General features: G+C 64.9%; 14 protein-coding genes. 2 read left to right on the top strand and 12 right to left on the bottom strand.

The annotated features are described in order from the left end of the window. Positions 1-72: 72 nt before the first annotated feature. The 10 genes from IF690_RS11610 to IF690_RS11565 all read right to left on the bottom strand — a co-directional run bounded on the left by IF690_RS11610 (position 73) and on the right by IF690_RS11565 (position 10,420). Positions 73-477 (bottom strand): DUF1801 domain-containing protein, encoded by a 405-nt coding sequence (locus IF690_RS11610; protein ID WP_202700149.1) that lies wholly within the window; start codon positions 475-477, stop codon positions 73-75. A 360-nt stretch (positions 478-837) separates the two neighbouring features. Further along, positions 838-2,073 carry a saccharopine dehydrogenase family protein gene (locus IF690_RS11605; protein WP_202700148.1) on the bottom strand — a complete coding sequence of 412 codons (1,236 nt, stop codon included), beginning with the start codon at positions 2,071-2,073 and terminating at the stop codon, positions 838-840. A 26-nt stretch (positions 2,074-2,099) separates the two neighbouring features. Then, a complete protein-coding gene (locus IF690_RS11600) occupies positions 2,100-3,197 on the bottom strand; it encodes a carboxynorspermidine decarboxylase (RefSeq protein WP_202700147.1) in 1,098 nt (365 codons plus the stop codon). Positions 3,198-3,432: 235 nt separating this feature from the next. Next, a complete protein-coding gene (locus IF690_RS11595) occupies positions 3,433-4,941 on the bottom strand; it encodes a tripartite tricarboxylate transporter permease (protein ID WP_202700146.1) in 1,509 nt (502 codons plus the stop codon). Between the two features lie 23 nt (positions 4,942-4,964). Next, complete coding sequence (locus IF690_RS11590; protein ID WP_202700145.1) at positions 4,965-5,459, bottom strand: tripartite tricarboxylate transporter TctB family protein; 495 nt, start codon at positions 5,457-5,459, stop codon at positions 4,965-4,967. Position 5,460: 1 nt separating this feature from the next. Further along, positions 5,461-6,432 carry a Bug family tripartite tricarboxylate transporter substrate binding protein gene (locus IF690_RS11585; RefSeq protein ID WP_202700144.1) on the bottom strand — a complete coding sequence of 324 codons (972 nt, stop codon included), beginning with the start codon at positions 6,430-6,432 and terminating at the stop codon, positions 5,461-5,463. Between the two features lie 238 nt (positions 6,433-6,670). Continuing rightward, positions 6,671-7,084 carry an arsenate reductase ArsC gene (locus IF690_RS11580; protein WP_202700143.1) on the bottom strand — a complete coding sequence of 138 codons (414 nt, stop codon included), beginning with the start codon at positions 7,082-7,084 and terminating at the stop codon, positions 6,671-6,673. Positions 7,085-7,309: 225 nt separating this feature from the next. Continuing rightward, a complete protein-coding gene (locus IF690_RS11575; protein WP_202700142.1) occupies positions 7,310-8,245 on the bottom strand; it encodes a Ppx/GppA phosphatase family protein in 936 nt (311 codons plus the stop codon). A 416-nt stretch (positions 8,246-8,661) separates the two neighbouring features. Continuing rightward, entirely contained in the window at positions 8,662-9,504 is an 843-nt protein-coding gene (locus IF690_RS11570; protein WP_202700141.1) for a PhzF family phenazine biosynthesis protein, read from the bottom strand. A 211-nt stretch (positions 9,505-9,715) separates the two neighbouring features. Continuing rightward, positions 9,716-10,420, bottom strand: a complete 705-nt coding sequence (locus tag IF690_RS11565) for a glutathione S-transferase family protein (RefSeq protein ID WP_202700140.1) — start codon at positions 10,418-10,420, stop codon at positions 9,716-9,718. 332 nt (positions 10,421-10,752) lie between these two features. Between IF690_RS11565 and IF690_RS11560 the strand changes: the two genes are divergently transcribed. Further along, the gene (locus IF690_RS11560) at positions 10,753-11,427 is read left to right on the top strand and encodes a hypothetical protein (protein WP_023968726.1); all 675 of its coding nucleotides are present in this window, start codon (positions 10,753-10,755) and stop codon (positions 11,425-11,427) included. A 202-nt stretch (positions 11,428-11,629) separates the two neighbouring features. Next, positions 11,630-12,685, top strand: coding sequence for a permease (locus IF690_RS11555; protein ID WP_202700139.1), 1,056 nt, complete (start codon positions 11,630-11,632; stop codon positions 12,683-12,685). Positions 12,686-12,805: 120 nt separating this feature from the next. On the opposite strand, the gene mnmH is transcribed toward IF690_RS11555, so the two are convergent. Next, positions 12,806-13,909, bottom strand: a complete 1,104-nt coding sequence (gene mnmH / locus IF690_RS11550) for a tRNA 2-selenouridine(34) synthase MnmH (protein ID WP_202700138.1) — start codon at positions 13,907-13,909, stop codon at positions 12,806-12,808. Further along, positions 13,909-14,943, bottom strand: a complete 1,035-nt coding sequence (gene selD / locus IF690_RS11545) for a selenide, water dikinase SelD (protein WP_202700137.1) — start codon at positions 14,941-14,943, stop codon at positions 13,909-13,911. The genes mnmH and selD overlap by 1 nt, the downstream gene beginning before the upstream one ends. Between the last annotated feature and the right edge of the window lie 11 nt (positions 14,944-14,954).

The following is a 14,954-nucleotide window of genomic DNA, read 5'->3' as shown; positions in this document are numbered from 1 at the left end:
AACCCCTTGCCGGGAAACCGGCAAGGGGCTTTTTTTGCCGGCCGTGAATCCATCATGACCGGCAAGGCGCGCTCAGCGCGCGCTGTTGAGCGCCACGGCCGCCAGGATCAGTGCCTTCAAGGCGGCCTCGTCGAGGCTGTCCCCCTCATGCAAGTCGATCGCCCGTCGGGTATTGCCTTCGAGGCTGGCGTTGAACAGGCCCGTCGGGTCGTCCAGCGCGGCCCCCTTGGCGAAGGTCAGCTTCACCGCGTTCTTGTAGGTCTCGCCGGTGCAGAGGATGCCGCCATGGGACCACACCGGCACCCCGCGCCACTTCCACTGCTCGACCACCTGCGGGTCGGCCAGCCTGATCAGCCCCCGGACCCGGGCCAGCATCTCACCGCGCCAATCGCCCAGCGCCTCGATGCGCCCGTCTATCAGCCGGGAGGCCGCGCTGCTCTGCTGCGCCGGCGTGGCGTCGCGGGTGTGTTTTTTCATCCTGGTCATCCTCTGGAGGGGTGTCGTCCCGACCCTTGAGTATCGCTGACGGGCCCTTTCCTTCCAGGTAACCGACGAGTGTCACACCGGCAGTTCGGTGCTTTTCTGCAGGGGGATGTCCGTCTTCAGGCGCTGCACGCCCTTGCTGCGGGCCAGGTGCTTGATCCGGAACTGCCGATAGGCCTCCAGGCAACGGGCGGCACACTGCCTCGATGCAGGCTTGCTTCTGGAATCAGTCGGATACAGTCGCGCGCCTGAGGTTGAAGGCAGGACGCCGTTGTCATGGCAGGAGGGGGAGCGGGAATCGAGAGCCAGGTGCGCCCAAATGAGCGCACCTGGTTTTTTACAGCGGGGAGCGAATCAGTTCCAAGGACGGTCGCCGTTCTCGTCCTTGACCCGGGTCGGCAGGCCCATCACGTCCAGCGCCTTGAGGAACGGCTCGGCCGGCAGCTCCTCGACGTTGACCATGCGCTGCACGTCCCATTCGCCACGGGCCACCAGCAGGGCCGCGGCCACCGGCGGTACGCCCGCGGTGTAGGAAATGCCCTGGCTGTCGGTTTCGGCAAAGGCTTCTTCGTGGCAGGCCACGTTGTAGATGAAGACTTCGCGCGGCTGTCCGTCCTTGGTGCCCTTGACCAGGTCGCCGATGCAGGTCTTGCCGGTGTAGCCCGGCGCCAGCGAGGCGGGATCGGGCAGCACGGCCTTGACCACTTTCAGCGGCACCACTTCCAGGCCTTCGGCGGTCTTGACCGGCTGTTCGGAGAGCAGGCCGAGGTTCTTGAGCACGGTGAAGACGTTGATGTAGTGCTCGCCGAAGCTCATCCAGAAGCGCACGTTGGGCACGTCGAGGTTCTTCGACAGCGAGTGCACTTCATCGTGGCCAGTCAGGTACAGGTTCTGCGCCCCCACCACCGGCAGGTCGTCGGTGCGCTTGACTTCGAACATGGTGTTGCTGGTCCACTGGTTGCTCTGCCAGCTCCACACCTGTCCGGTGAATTCGCGGAAATTGATTTCCGGATCGAAATTGGTGGCGAAATATTTGCCATGGGAACCGGCATTGACGTCGAGAATGTCGATCGACTCAATGCGGTCGAAATACTGTTGTTTGGCCAGGGCCGCATAGGCGTTGACCACACCCGGGTCGAAGCCCACGCCGAGAATGGCGGTGATGTTCTTCTGCTGGCATTCCTCGAGGTGCTTCCACTCGTAGTTGCCATACCAGGGCGGCGTCTCGCAGATCTTGCCCGGTTCTTCGTGAATGGCGGTGTCCAGGTAGGCCACGCCGGTATCGATGCAGGCACGCAGCACCGACATGTTGAGGAAGGCGGAACCGACGTTGATGACGATCTGCGATTCGGTCTCGCGGATCAGCGCCTTGGTCGCCTCGATATCCAGCGCATTGAGCGCATAGGCGTTGATTTGCGCGGGCTGTTTGAGGCTGCCCTTGGCCTTGACGCTGTCGATGATGGCCTGGCATTTGGAGATGTTGCGCGACGCGATAGCAATACGACCGAGTTCGTCGTTGTGCTGCGCGCACTTGTGGGCCACCACCTTGGCGACACCTCCTGCACCAATGATAAGAACGTTCTTCTTCAATTTCTTTATCTCTCCTTTCCGCCAGCTTACGAGAGGCTGGACAGGTAGTCTTCGAACCCAAATTCACGAACCACCTCGACACTACCGTCGAGTTGTTTCACTACGATGGACGGCATTTTCAGGCCGTTGAACCAGTTTTTCTTGACCATGGTGTAACCCGCCGCGTCAACGAACGACAGCCGATCGCCGATGGCCAGCGGACGATCGAATTGATACTCGCCGAAGATGTCTCCGGCCAGGCAAGACTTGCCGCACACCATGTAGGTGTGTTCGCCCGCGCAGGGCGCCAGCTTGGCATTGAGGCGATAGATCAGCAGATCGAGCATGTGCGCCTCGATGGAGCTGTCGACCACCGCCAGGTGCTTGCCGTTGTAGAGGGTGTCGAGCACGGTGACTTCCAGCGAGGCGCTCTGGGTGATCGCCGCTTCGCCCGGCTCCAGGTAGACCTGCACGCCGTACTTCTCGGAGAACGCCTTGAGGCGCGCGCAGAACTCATCCAGGGCATAGCCTTCGCCGGTGAAGTGGATGCCGCCGCCGAGGCTGACCCATTCGACCTTGTGCAGCAGGTGGCCGAAACGTTCCTCGATGGTGCCCAGCATCTGGTCGAACAGGCCGAAGTCGCTGTTCTCGCAGTTGTTGTGGAACATGAAGCCTGTGATCTGCTCGATCACCGCCTCGACCTTCACCGGGTCCCACTCGCCCAGGCGGCTGAACGGACGCGCCGGGTCGGCCAGCAGGTAATCGGAACTGCTCACCTGGGGGTTGACCCGCAGACCGCGGACCTTGCCCTCGGACGCCGCGGCGAAGCGCTGCAACTGGCCGATGGAGTTGAAGATGATCTTGTCGCAGTTGTCGAGCATCTCTTCGATTTCATCGTCGGCCCAGGCCACGCTGTAGGCGTGGGTCTCGCCGGAGAACTTCTGCCGGCCGAGCTTGAGCTCGTACAGCGACGACGAGGTGGTGCCGTCCATGTACTGCTGCATCAGGTCGAACACCGACCAGGTGGCGAAGCACTTGAGCGCCAGCAGGGCCTTGGCGCCGGACTGCTCGCGCACATAGGCGATCTTCTGCATGTTGCCGAGCAGTTTCTGTTTGTCGATGAGGTAGTACGGCGTTTTGATCATTTCGAGGCCTCCGGCCAGGCCAGCCAAAAAAAGGATGCGCATTGTGCCTTCACTTGCCGCGTATCGAAAGGGCAGAAAGCACCGCTCGCCGGGTCAGTGCCTCGGCACCGCCCCCGGATCGGCTCTGTTGCAGGCAATGCTCCAGGACGCAAACCGCCTGGCAGCCCCATCCCAGGGGCCTGCCATGACGTTCTGAAGTGTCGTGCCACGCCGGCTGGCATGCAGCGCCGTGTGCTCAATCGTCCTCGTGCAGTTTGATGCCCCGGGCGTGCAGCAGGTGGGGCACCACCAACACCAGCAAGGTCAACCCGAGGAAGGCCGCGGCTATGGGTTGGGTGACGAATATCGACCAGTCGCCCTGGCTGATGGACAAGGCGTTGCGCAGCTGTTTTTCCGCCATCGGCCCCAGCAGCATGCCGACGATCACCGGCGCGACGGGAAAATCGAAACGCCGCATCAGCACCCCGCCCCAGCCGATCGCCAGCATCAGCAACAGGTCGAAGGACGAATGGCGCATGCCATACACGCCGATGGAGGCGAACACCAGGATCCCGGCATTGAGGTACGGCCGGGGGATCTGCAGCAGCTTCACCCAGAGCCCGACCAGCGGCAGGTTCAGCACCAGCAGGATGAGGTTGCCGATATACAGCGAAGCCACCAGGGTCCAGACCAGGTCGCCGGAAGTCTGGAACAGCAGCGGCCCCGGCTGCAGGTTGTAGTTCTGGAACGCCGCCAACAGGATCGCCGCGGTGGCGGAGGTCGGAATGCCCAGGGTCAGCAGCGGCACCAGGGAACCGGTGGCGCTGGCGTTGTTGGCGGCCTCGGGGCCGGCCACCCCTTCGATGGCGCCCTGCCCCTTGCTGGCGGCGAACTCTTGCGGGTGCTTGCTCAACTTGCGTTCGGTGGAATAGGACAGGAAGGTCGGGATTTCCGCGCCACCGGCCGGGATCGAGCCGAACGGAAAGCCAATCAGGGTGCCCCGCAGCCAGGCGGGAATCGAGCGCCTCCAGTCGGCGCGGGTCATCCACAACGAGGTCAGGCGATGCCGGCCGCATGCTTCCTCCTTCTGATACAGCAGGCTGTACAAGGCCTCCCCCACGGCAAACAGACCGACCGCCACCAGCACCACTTCGATGCCATCGACCAGTTCGGGAACGCCCAGGGTGTAGCGGGCAATGCCCGAGGTCGAATCGAGGCCGATCAGGCCAATGCCCAGGCCGATCCCCAGGGAAGCGAAACCGCGCAGCATGGACGCACCGAGCACCGCCGAGACCGTGGTGAAGGACAGCACCAGGATCGCGAAATACTCCGCGGGGCCGAACTTCAGCGCCAGCATGGCGACCAGGGGGGCGAACAGCGTCAGCAACACCGTGGCGACGGTGCCGGCGAAAAACGAGCCGATCGCCGCGGTGGCCAGGGCCGGTCCGGCGCGGCCGTTGCGGGCCATGAGGTTGCCTTCCAGGGCGGTGACCATGGACGACGACTCGCCCGGGGTATTGAGCAGGATCGAGGTGGTCGAGCCACCGAACTGCGCGCCGTAATAGATCCCGGCGAACATGATCAGCGCACCGGTGGGATCGACCTTGGCGGTGATCGGCAGCAGCAAGGCCACCGTCAGCGCCGGGCCGATCCCCGGCAACACGCCGATTGCCGTACCCAGCAGGCAGCCGATAAAGCCCCAGAGCAGATTGATCGGCGCCAGCGCCGCGGAGAAACCTGTCGCCAGGCTCAAGAGAATGTCCACCGTGTGACCTCCTTCGGCCCGGCTCAGATCCAGGCGTTGACCAGGGGTGGCAGGGCCACGCCCAGCCCGGCGTTGAACAGCCAGTAGATCGGCAGGGTCAGGGCGATGCCGATGGCCAGGTCACGCAGCGGACGCCGGCTGCCGAAACCCCGTGCCGAGCAGGCGAACAGCAAGCCGGCGGCCAGGACGAAACCGATCAGGTTGATCAGCATGGCAATCGCCACCAGGCCGGCGGTGACCCAGGCCGCCCCCAGCCTGCCGCCGGGCTGGGCCTGGGCGCTGTCGTCGCTGGATGCGCCCAGCTCGCGAAAACCACCGGTGCAGGCCTGGTAGCTCAACAACAGGCCCACGGCGCCCAGAAAGGCGCCGACGGCGCAGGGATAGACATGGGCACCGAGGATGACGAAGCCCATCTCGGGCGGAAAGCGCAAGGCGCCGATGACCAGCACCAGGCTGATGGCGATCAGCCCCAGGCCAATCGCCAACTGCGACGGCACGACCCTGCTGCGCCCGGCCATCTCAAAGCAGCCCGACCTTGACCAGCATCGCCCGCAGGCGCTGGTGTTCCTCGTCGACGAACGTGCCGAACTCATCGCCGGTGAGAATGCTCGGCGACCAGGCGTTGGCTTGCACATTGTCCTGCCAGACCTTGCTGTCGGTGGCGGCCAGGACCGCGTCGGTGACTTGCTTGCGCTGCTCGGCCGTGAGGTTGGCCGCGCCATAGACACCGCGCCAGTTGCCGATGATCACGTCGTAGCCATTCTCCTTGAGGGTCGGTGCGTCGATGCCGGGAACGCGCTCCGGAGCGCCGATGGCGAGCAAGCGGAACTGCTTGGACTGCACATACTTGGCCAGCTCGGCATAACCGCCGGTGATCACCGTGATGTGCCCGCCCAGGGTCGCGGCCACCACTTCGCCGCCGCCGGCATAGGCGACGTAGTTCACCTTGTTCACCGGCACGTCCATCTTGCTCGCCAGCTCGGCGATGCCGATATGGTCGATGGAGCCTTTTGAGCCACCGCCCCACTTGATGCTGGCCGGGTTGGCCTTGAAGTCCTTGAGCAGCTCCGCGAGGGTCTTGTAGGGCGACTCCTCACGCACGGCGAGCACGTTGTATTCGGTGAACAGCCGGGCAATCGGCGTCACGTCCTTGAGGCTGATCTGCGGCTTGTTCTGCTCCACCGCGGTGACCATGATCGCCCCCACCACCAGCAGCGCATTCGGGTCGCCCTTGGTGCTGTTGGCGAACTGTGCCAGCCCCAGGGTGCCGCCGGCTCCGCCCTTGTTCTCGAAGGTCACGGACTTGGCCGTGCCGGCCTCGAGCAAGGCCTTGCCCAAAACCCGCGCGGTCTGGTCATAACCGCCGCCCACGGAGCCCGGGGCCATGAACTTGACCGTATCCAGGGCGAATGTCGGGGTCGCGAGGGTGAGCGTGGCGAGGCTGGCGGCAATGGCCATGCCGCGGCTGAATCGACGCAGTGCTGTGAACATCAGGTTTCTCCCGAGACTATTGTTGTTGTGGTACCGGTTGAATGCGCCCAGGGCTGCCGCCCTGTGTGGCCTGCGCTTAAGTGTAGACGGCTGGCGGTCGGCGACCGCCAGCGGAAAGAACCCAGGGCCGGGCGCTCCCGCCAAGGGTCTGCCTGGGGAATGTCGACTCGGGGAGGATCGGTTATTCAGCGCGAGAGGATCGGCGATTCAACGAAAGGCGATCTACGATCCCAACCCATCACGAACGGGTTTTCACCGTGATGAACCTATGCAGCCGATCGTGGATTTCCTGGAGGGTATGGCGGAACGGTTCATGTTTGTCGCTGGTGACCGGGTCCTCGAAGTTCCAGACGATCACCTCGCCGGAAGACGGCATGCGCGCGGCCTCTTCCGAGGACTTGTCGCACAGGGTGATGACATAGTGGAACTGCTGCCCCGCGAACTCGTCGAGGGCCTTGCTGCGCAGCCCCTCGGTGCCGATGCCGATATGTTCGAGAGACTCCAGGGTACGCGGGTCAATCTCGCTGGCCTCCAGGCCGGCGCTGAAGGCGTCGAAGTGTTCGACGTCGGCGTGGCGCAGCAGCGCTTCGGCCATCAGTGAACGGGCGTCATTCCTGGCGCAAACGAACAGCACGCGGCGTTTGTCACTCATGGTTCATTCCCCTGTTTTCGGACTGCTGGGATAGTGCCGCGGGAAATCGCACTTTTTATGACAGTCGTTTCTCGACCGAGGAATGGCGCGGCGACGGCGTGCAGGCCTGGCCCCGTCGGTTGATCGCGGCGCGGCTGGTGAAGGATTGAAGTAGAGCGACGGAACACCCTGGCGGGAACATCTGGCTAAAGGAAAGCCAGCCTTTGGGCAGATAACGTTCGGTAATCAGTGGTTACATATCAGGCCATGCAGCACGCCGAAGCGCAGCCCTGGCTCGGAAGGCGTCATATGGGCGATGCCAAACACCTTGAACGCCGCCAGCATCACCGCCAGGCCGCCGGGCAGGATGCCCAGGCGATGGGACTGCAGCCCCGCCAGCCTCAGGCGTTTGACATGCCCGGCCTCCAGCAGGCGCAACGACAGGCGCAACAGCCCGCCGTAGGTGATGCCGTCCTGGCCATTGTCGTTCAGGCCGTTGGCCTTGAGCACTTTGGCCAGGAACCGGGCGGTACCCGAGGAGCCTATGGCCTGCTGCCAACCCAGCTGGCGATAACGCCGGGCGACTTTCTCGAACTTCAGGCTGGCCAGGCGCTCGGTTTCCTGCAAGGCATGAGCCGAGACTGCGCCGCCCGGGAAGTAGCGCGCGCCGAAGGCCCCGCTGCCTATGGCGATGCTCTCGGTCAGCAAGGGCTGGGCGCCCTGCCCCAGGATCAACTCGGTGGAGCCGCCGCCGATGTCCACCACCAGCCGCATGCGTTCGCTGCCCGGCACGGTATGGGCGACGCCGGCGTACACCAGCCGCGCCTCTTCATGCCCGGAGATGACATCGATGCGAAACCCCAGGTGACGCTCCGCACTGGCCAGGAACAGCGGCGCATTGTCGGCTTCGCGCACGGCGCTGGTGGCCACCGCCCGCACCCGCCCGGCCTCGAAGCCGCGCAGTTTCTTGCCAAAGCGCGCCAGTGCCTGCCAGCCCCGGTCCAGCGCCAACTCGTCCAGCGCGCCCTCCTGAAAGCCCTCGACCAGACGCACCGGCTCGCGCAGGGTCTTCACTTCCTGGATCATGAACCCCTGGCTGTGCCTGACCGGCTGGCCGATCATCAGGCGAAACGCATTGGACCCAAGATCAATGGCCGCGAACAGAGAGGCGTCGCCTTTCATAGGGGGATTCCTGGCAGATTCATCCACGACAGGCCACCACCTGCCGCGCCCTCGAACGGGTTGGCGGGGATCTTGCCATGGGCTCGATGACGCCAAGATGACAGCGCCGCCACCGCTCGACGGAAAGCCGCCGGCCTCGCCCGCCCCGCTGTCATCAGGCTGTCATGTTGCGTGGCGACACTGGCGCCAACAGCACCGCGTGCTCTCCTTGACGCTGCCCCTGGATAATGCCGATCCATTGGAAATTGTCGGAGCGAGCTCGCTCGCGATGGACTCAAGCGCACCGCGTTTACTCAAGTAGGGACGCGGTATCGTTCACCACCATCGCGAGCAAGCTCGCGCCGACAATGACGGGCATTAACCACCCTGGGCAGCATTTTTTTGCCCGCGAATCCTGATCGGGCAGGCACCCTCGCCTACAGGCTCAGGCTGCCCTCGATACAGGTCACCGCCGCCCCGCCGATCCAGATTTCATCGCCGATCCGCTCGACCTGGATGCGCCCGGCCCGGCCCATGCTCAGGCCCTGGCTGACCACGTAGGACGCCGGCGCCAGGCCCGCCCCCAGCAGCCATTGGGCGATGCCGGCGTTGAGGCTGCCGGTGGCCGGGTCTTCCGGCATACCGTCGCCGGCGATAAAGGCGCGCACTTCGAACTGCGCCGCGTCGCCATCGCGCTCGGGGTTCCAGGGGGCGATCACCCCCACCGCAAGGCCCTTGAGCTGAGAAAAGTCGGGTTGCAGGTCGAGCACCTGGCCGCGCTCGGCCAGCAACACCGCCAGCCAGCCGGCACCGTTGTCCACCCATTGCGCATCGACTATGGCGCCGGGCGCCAGCCTCAGGCCCTGGCGCACCTGCTCCAGCAACCCGGCCTCCACCGGGCCGGACTTGAGCAAGGGCGGTGCGAGAAACGCCAGCCCCGCGCCGTTGCGGCGAATGCGCACCAGGCCCACCGCGCACTCCTGGACGATCTCCTCGCCCTTGGGCACGCCGCCGGCTTCCAGCCAGGCATGGCAACTGCCCAGGGTCGGATGGCCGGCGAACGGCAGCTCCTGCAGGGTGGTGAATATCCGCAGGCGGTAGTCGGCCCGCGGGTCCCGGGGTTCGAGGATGAAGGTGGTTTCGCTGAGGTTGGTCCAGTTGGCGAACGCCGCCATGCGCGCGTCGCTCAACGGGTCGGCGCCGAACACCACCGCCAGCGGGTTGCCCTTGAGCGGCTGGTCGCTGAAGACATCCACCTGCTTGAAATCGAATCGGCTCATTACCGGTCCTTGTCTGAATGAACGTGGTCAGACCTGAAAGCGGCCTGACCTCAAGCATGGAAACCTGTAGCCGCTGCCGCAGGCTGCGATCGGCGACGCAGTCGTCGTAGAACCTGACGACGCGCCCTGTCTGGCACAACGCGTTGGTCCTTTTTACGACGACTGCGTCGCCGATCGCAGGCTTCGCCAGCGGCTACAAGGTGCAGAGCGATCAAACCGGCTTGGGAATTTCCAGGCCGCGGATCACCGCCGGGCGCGCGAGGAAACGCTCCAGCACGCGCTGCACGTTGGGGAAGTCCTTGAAGCCCACCAGATCGCCGGCTTCATAGAAGCCGATCAGGTTGCGCACCCAGGGAAAGGTGGCGATATCGGCGATGGTGTAGCGCTCGCCCATGATCCAGTCGCGGCCTTGCAGGCGGCCTTCGAGCACGCTCAGCAGGCGGCGGGACTCGGCGACGTAACGGTCGCGCGGACGCTTGTCCTCGTAGTCCTTGCCGGCGAATTTGTTGAAGAAGCCCAGCTGGCCGAACATCGGGCCGATGCCGCCCATCTGGAACATCAGCCACTGGATCGTCTCGTAGCGCGCGGCGGACTCCTGGGCCAGCAGTTGCCCGCTCTTGTCCGCGAGGTAGATCAGGATCGCCCCCGACTCGAACAGCGCCAGCGGCTGGTCGCCCGGACCGTGGGGGTCGAGGATCGCCGGGATCTTGTTGTTCGGGTTCAGGGAGAGAAACTCGGGAGACATCTGGTCATCGGTTTCGAAACTGACGCGGTGCGGCTCGTAAGGCAACCCGATCTCTTCGAGCATGATCGAGACCTTGACGCCGTTGGGGGTCGGCAAGGAATACAGCTGAATCCAGTCGGCGTACTGCGCAGGCCATTTCTGGGTGATGGGGAATGCGGAGAGATCGGTCATGACAGGCTTCCAATGACAGTCAGATGAAAGGCCGTGGCCCCGGGCCGGGCGGCGACGGCGCTAGATTACAGGCATCGGTTCGCGGCGCGCATTCTTAAATTCGAAACATCCGGTGGTTAAGCTTCCCGGCAGCCAGACAGCGGTGCGGATAAAGTAACGGGCCCACGCTCGCAGCCCCAGGCCTGGATCGAACCAAAATGCGTCCTGGGACTCAGAGCACTGCCTGCGGGCAGAACACTCGTTCAACGACAGGGAAAACCACGCGAAGCCGGGAGCTCGCCGTGGAAAGGTTTGTCAGCCTTAACCGATTGCGCTGAAGTACCCACAATCAAATGAAGAATCTGCTGAGTTTCACCCAACGCCTGCAACGCCGGTCCTACGTATTTTTTCCGGCGCTGATGCTGACCAGTGCGCTGCTGCTGTCGCTGGAGTCCAGTGAAAGTCGCGCCCAGCCGGTGGACGGCACCCAGACCCTGATCTTCCTGCGCCACGCGGAGAAACCCGCCGGCGGCCTCGGCCAGCTCAACTGCCAGGGCCTGAACCGCGCCATCGACCTGGCGTCCCTGCTGCCGGAAAAATTCGGCAAGGCCAACTACGTGTTCGCCGCCAACCCGACGCGCAATGTCGAGGAAGGCGAGCTCGACAACTCCTACAGCTACATCCGCCCACTGATGACCATCAGCCCCAGCGCCATCAAGCTCGGCCTGCCGGTGAACATCGAGTTCTCGGCCAACGACACCAGCGAACTGGCCGACGAGTTGCTGCACGACCGCTACCACAACTCGATCATCTACACCGCCTGGTCCCACGGCTACCTGCCGGAGCTGATCAACAAGGTGGCGCGGGAAGCCGTCGGCGAAAAACGCACCATCACCGACGACTGGGCCTCCAACGATTTCGACTCGCTCTACGTGCTGACCCTGACCTGGCAAAACGGCAAGGCCACCCTCGACAGCCGCAGCTACAAACAAGGCCTGGATAACGGCGAGGAAAACTGCCCGACCTGATGCACCGGGCACCAGCCTGGTCCTTGCAGCCGCTGCCGAGCCCGCGAGGCTGCGATAAACCCGCGGGATTTCCAGCGCCCGCAAGCCCCCCACGAGCGTGCCGCTCGATCGCAGCCTGCGGCAGCGGCTACACCAGGCTCGGCGCCGACCGGGCCACTGCGCTAAGATTGCCGGCTTATTGTCTTTGTCCGGAATAACCTCGATGCCCAGCCTTGCCCCTGCCAGCCCCGTCCGGGGCTGGTCGTTCTGGTGGAAACCCGCCCTGTTCGTCCTGGTGGCGTGCGTCGGCCTCTACTTCGTCAAGTGGTCGCCCTACTACGCCAAGGCCTTTATCGCCGCCGACAGCCACAGCATCGGCGCCTCGATCATCAACGACCAGCCCTCCTCGCCCTTGAGCGCCGCCCTGGCCTATGCCCAGGTGTATTTCCTGGCGATCTGGAAAGCCGCGGTGCTGGCGGTGATCCTCGGCTCGCTGCTGCAAGTGCTGATCCCGCGGGACTGGCTGCTGCGCCTGTTCGGCCGCGCCGGCCTCGGCTCGACCCTGCGCGGCGGGTTGTTCGCCCTGCCGGGCATGATGTGCTCCTGCTGCGCCGCGCCCGTGGCCGCCAGCATGCGTCGGCAGAATGTCTCGGTCGGCGCGGCGCTGGCCTTCTGGATCGCCAATCCGGTGCTCAACCCGGCGACCCTGGTGTTCATGGGTTTTGTCCTCGGCTGGGGCTTTACCGCGCTGCGGCTGGTGGCGGGCGTCGTGCTGGTGCTGGGGGTGTCGCTGGTGGCCCAGCGCATCGCCCGTCCCGAGCAATTGCCGGAGGCAGCGGTGGAAGCCGTGGTCGACGCCAGCACGGCTAACGACGGCGCCTTTTTCAGCCGCTGGGCGCGCAGCCTGTGGCAGCTGTTCTGGAGCACCATTCCAATCTATGTGCTGGCGGTGCTGGTACTGGGCGCGGCGCGGGTCTGGCTGTTCCCCCATGTCGAGGGTGCCATTGGCGACAGCCTGCTGTGGCTGGTGCCGCTGGCGATCGTCGGCACGCTGTTCGTGATTCCCACCGCCGCGGAAATCCCCATCGTGCAGACCATGATGACCCTGGGCATGGGCACCGGCCCGGCGGTGGCCTTGCTGATGACCCTGCCGAGCATCAGCCTGCCGTCGCTGCTGATGCTGCGCAAGGATTTCGACGCCCGGGTGCTGGTGACCGTGGCCGGGCTGACCATGCTGATTGGCGTGGTGTGCGGGTTGATTGGCGCGGCGCTGTTGTAAGCATGGCTTGATGGCGTCCTTACGGACGTCATCGCGAGCAAGCTCGCTCAGGGTTCCGCGCCGTCCATGTAGGAGCGAACTTGCTCGCGATGGGGCCAAAGGCCCCGCCCTTCCATCGGCTCAGCCGCGCTGGCGGGCCCGCTCGCGCAAATACTCCAGCACCGCCGCCTGCTCGCCGACGAACTCGATGCGCGCGCCCTTGCTTTCGCGCTGGAAGGCATACATCGGGTCGTAATATTCCTTGAGCAACCCTTCGATCCAGGCCCGGTGCAGGTCCACGCTGCCGCTGCGGGCCTGCTCGGCCAGGGCGGCCTCCAGCAGTTGGTACAGGCGCTGGTGGCGCTCGCCACCGAGGCGCTTGCGGATGTTGTTCAGGCTTTCCAGCAGGCGCTCGGAAAACCGCGCGAAGCCGTCCTCGCCATGCACCGCGACGAACTCCGCGCACAGGTCGATCACGTAGTCGCGCAGGATCCGCTCGATCCGCCCCTCCAGGCCATCCTCCAGCCAGACCATGGGAAAACCCTGCATGCCCTGGTACAGCGGCAACGGCAAGGCGCAGCTGCCGATCATGCGGTTCTCGTCTTCCAGCACGAACCCGGCGATGCCGCGGTCGCGCTTTTTCAGGATGTCCACCGCCAGGCGGTTCTCGAAGTCGATGTTCGACGGTTGGCCACTGGCGCGCTTGCCGAAACTGGAGCCGCGATGGTTGGCATGGCCTTCCAGGTCCAGGCCGTTGGCCAGTTGGTTGAGCACCTCGGTCTTGCCGATGCCGGTCATGCCACCGAGCAGGACAAAATCACACTCGGCCACTGCGTCTTCGAGGGTGTCGAGCAGGAAGGTACGCATGGCCTTGTAGCCGCCGCCGACCCGCGGGTAGTCGATGCCGGCCTCGTCCTTGAGCCACTGCTGGACGATCTGCGAACGCAGGCCGCCGCGGAAGCAGTACAGGTAGCCGTCGGGGTGGGCCCGGGCGAAGTCGGCCCAGGCCTGGATGCGTTCGGCCTTGATCGCCCCGGACACCAGTTGATGACCGAGGACGATCGCCGCCTGCTGGCCCTGCTGCTTGTAGCAGGTGCCGACCCGTTGCCGTTCGTGGTCGTTCATCAACGGCAGGTTGACCACGCCGGGAAAGGCGCCCTTGGCGAATTCGATCGGCGCGCGGGTGTCCATCATCGGCCGGTCGTTGAGGAAGATTTCGCGGTAGTCGGTGATATCGATGGGCATCAGATCACCTCGACCGCGTTGCTCTGTCGTTCCACCAGCTCGCCGATCGGCGCCAGCGCAAGATCCAGCTCGGCGGCCAGCGCGAGGAAGGCTGCGTTGCCCTCGGGAGTGACGGCGATCAACAGCCCGCCGCTGGTCTGCGGGTCGCACAGCACCAGCTTGTGCAGGGCCTGGATACGCCCGAGCTTGTTGGCGTAGCTGTCGAAATTGCGTTGGGTGCCGCCCGGTACGCAGCCCTGGTCCAGGTAGTACTCGACCCCAGGCAGGCGCGGCACGCGATCGTAGTGGATGCGTGCGGTCAGGTTACTGCCGTCGGCCATTTCCACCAGGTGCCCGAGCAGGCCGAAACCGGTGACGTCGGTCATCGCGGTCACGCCGTCGAGCTTGCCGAAGCGGCTGCCGGGCTTGTTCAGGGTGCACATCCAGTCACGGGCCAGGCCGACGTCGGCGCTGCGCAACTTGCCCTTCTTCTCGGCCGTGGTCAGCACGCCGATGCCCAGGGGTTTGGTCAGGTACAGCAGGCAACCGGCGGTGGCGGTGTCGTTGCGCTTCATGTGGCGTTTTTCCACCAGGCCGGTGACGGCCAGGCCGAAGATCGGTTCCGGGGCGTCGATCGAATGGCCGCCGGCCAGGGGAATGCCGGCCGCGTCGCACACCGCGCGCCCGCCGCGAATCACCTCGCGGGCGACTTCCGGGGCCAGCACATTCACCGGCCAGCCGAGGATGGCGATGGCCATCAAGGGGTCGCCGCCCATGGCGTAGATGTCGCTGATGGCATTGGTGGCGGCGATGCGCCCGAAGTCGAACGGGTCGTCGACGATCGGCATGAAGAAGTCGGTGGTCGAGACCACGCCGCGCTCTTCGTCGATGGCGTACACCGCCGCGTCGTCACGCGAGGCGTTGCCGACCCAGAGTTTCGGGTCGAGGTTCTGCGCGCCGCTGCCGGCCAGAATCACCTCCAGGACCTGGGGAGAAATCTTGCAACCGCAACCCGCGCCGTGGCTGTACTGGGTCAGGCGAATCGGCTCGCTCATGGGGCACCTCT

The organism is Pseudomonas sp. SK3(2021), assembly GCF_016772375.1.
Classification (GTDB): domain Bacteria; phylum Pseudomonadota; class Gammaproteobacteria; order Pseudomonadales; family Pseudomonadaceae; genus Aquipseudomonas; species Aquipseudomonas chlororaphis_I.
This window is presented reverse-complemented; position numbering and strand designations above follow the sequence as displayed.

Coding starts and splice junctions, on each gene's coding strand:
- IF690_RS11600 (WP_202700147.1), bottom strand. CDS start 3,197: ATGATCAAAACGCCGTACTACCTCATCGACAAACAGAAACTGCTCGGC.
- IF690_RS11560 (WP_023968726.1), top strand. CDS start 10,753: ATGAAGAATCTGCTGAGTTTCACCCAACGCCTGCAACGCCGGTCCTAC.
- IF690_RS11565 (WP_202700140.1), bottom strand. CDS start 10,420: ATGACCGATCTCTCCGCATTCCCCATCACCCAGAAATGGCCTGCGCAG.
- IF690_RS11570 (WP_202700141.1), bottom strand. CDS start 9,504: ATGAGCCGATTCGATTTCAAGCAGGTGGATGTCTTCAGCGACCAGCCG.
- IF690_RS11585 (WP_202700144.1), bottom strand. CDS start 6,432: ATGTTCACAGCACTGCGTCGATTCAGCCGCGGCATGGCCATTGCCGCC.
- IF690_RS11555 (WP_202700139.1), top strand. CDS start 11,630: ATGCCCAGCCTTGCCCCTGCCAGCCCCGTCCGGGGCTGGTCGTTCTGG.
- IF690_RS11580 (WP_202700143.1), bottom strand. CDS start 7,084: ATGAGTGACAAACGCCGCGTGCTGTTCGTTTGCGCCAGGAATGACGCC.
- IF690_RS11575 (WP_202700142.1), bottom strand. CDS start 8,245: ATGAAAGGCGACGCCTCTCTGTTCGCGGCCATTGATCTTGGGTCCAAT.
- IF690_RS11590 (WP_202700145.1), bottom strand. CDS start 5,459: ATGGCCGGGCGCAGCAGGGTCGTGCCGTCGCAGTTGGCGATTGGCCTG.
- selD (WP_202700137.1), bottom strand. CDS start 14,943: ATGAGCGAGCCGATTCGCCTGACCCAGTACAGCCACGGCGCGGGTTGC.
- IF690_RS11610 (WP_202700149.1), bottom strand. CDS start 477: ATGAAAAAACACACCCGCGACGCCACGCCGGCGCAGCAGAGCAGCGCG.
- mnmH (WP_202700138.1), bottom strand. CDS start 13,909: ATGCCCATCGATATCACCGACTACCGCGAAATCTTCCTCAACGACCGG.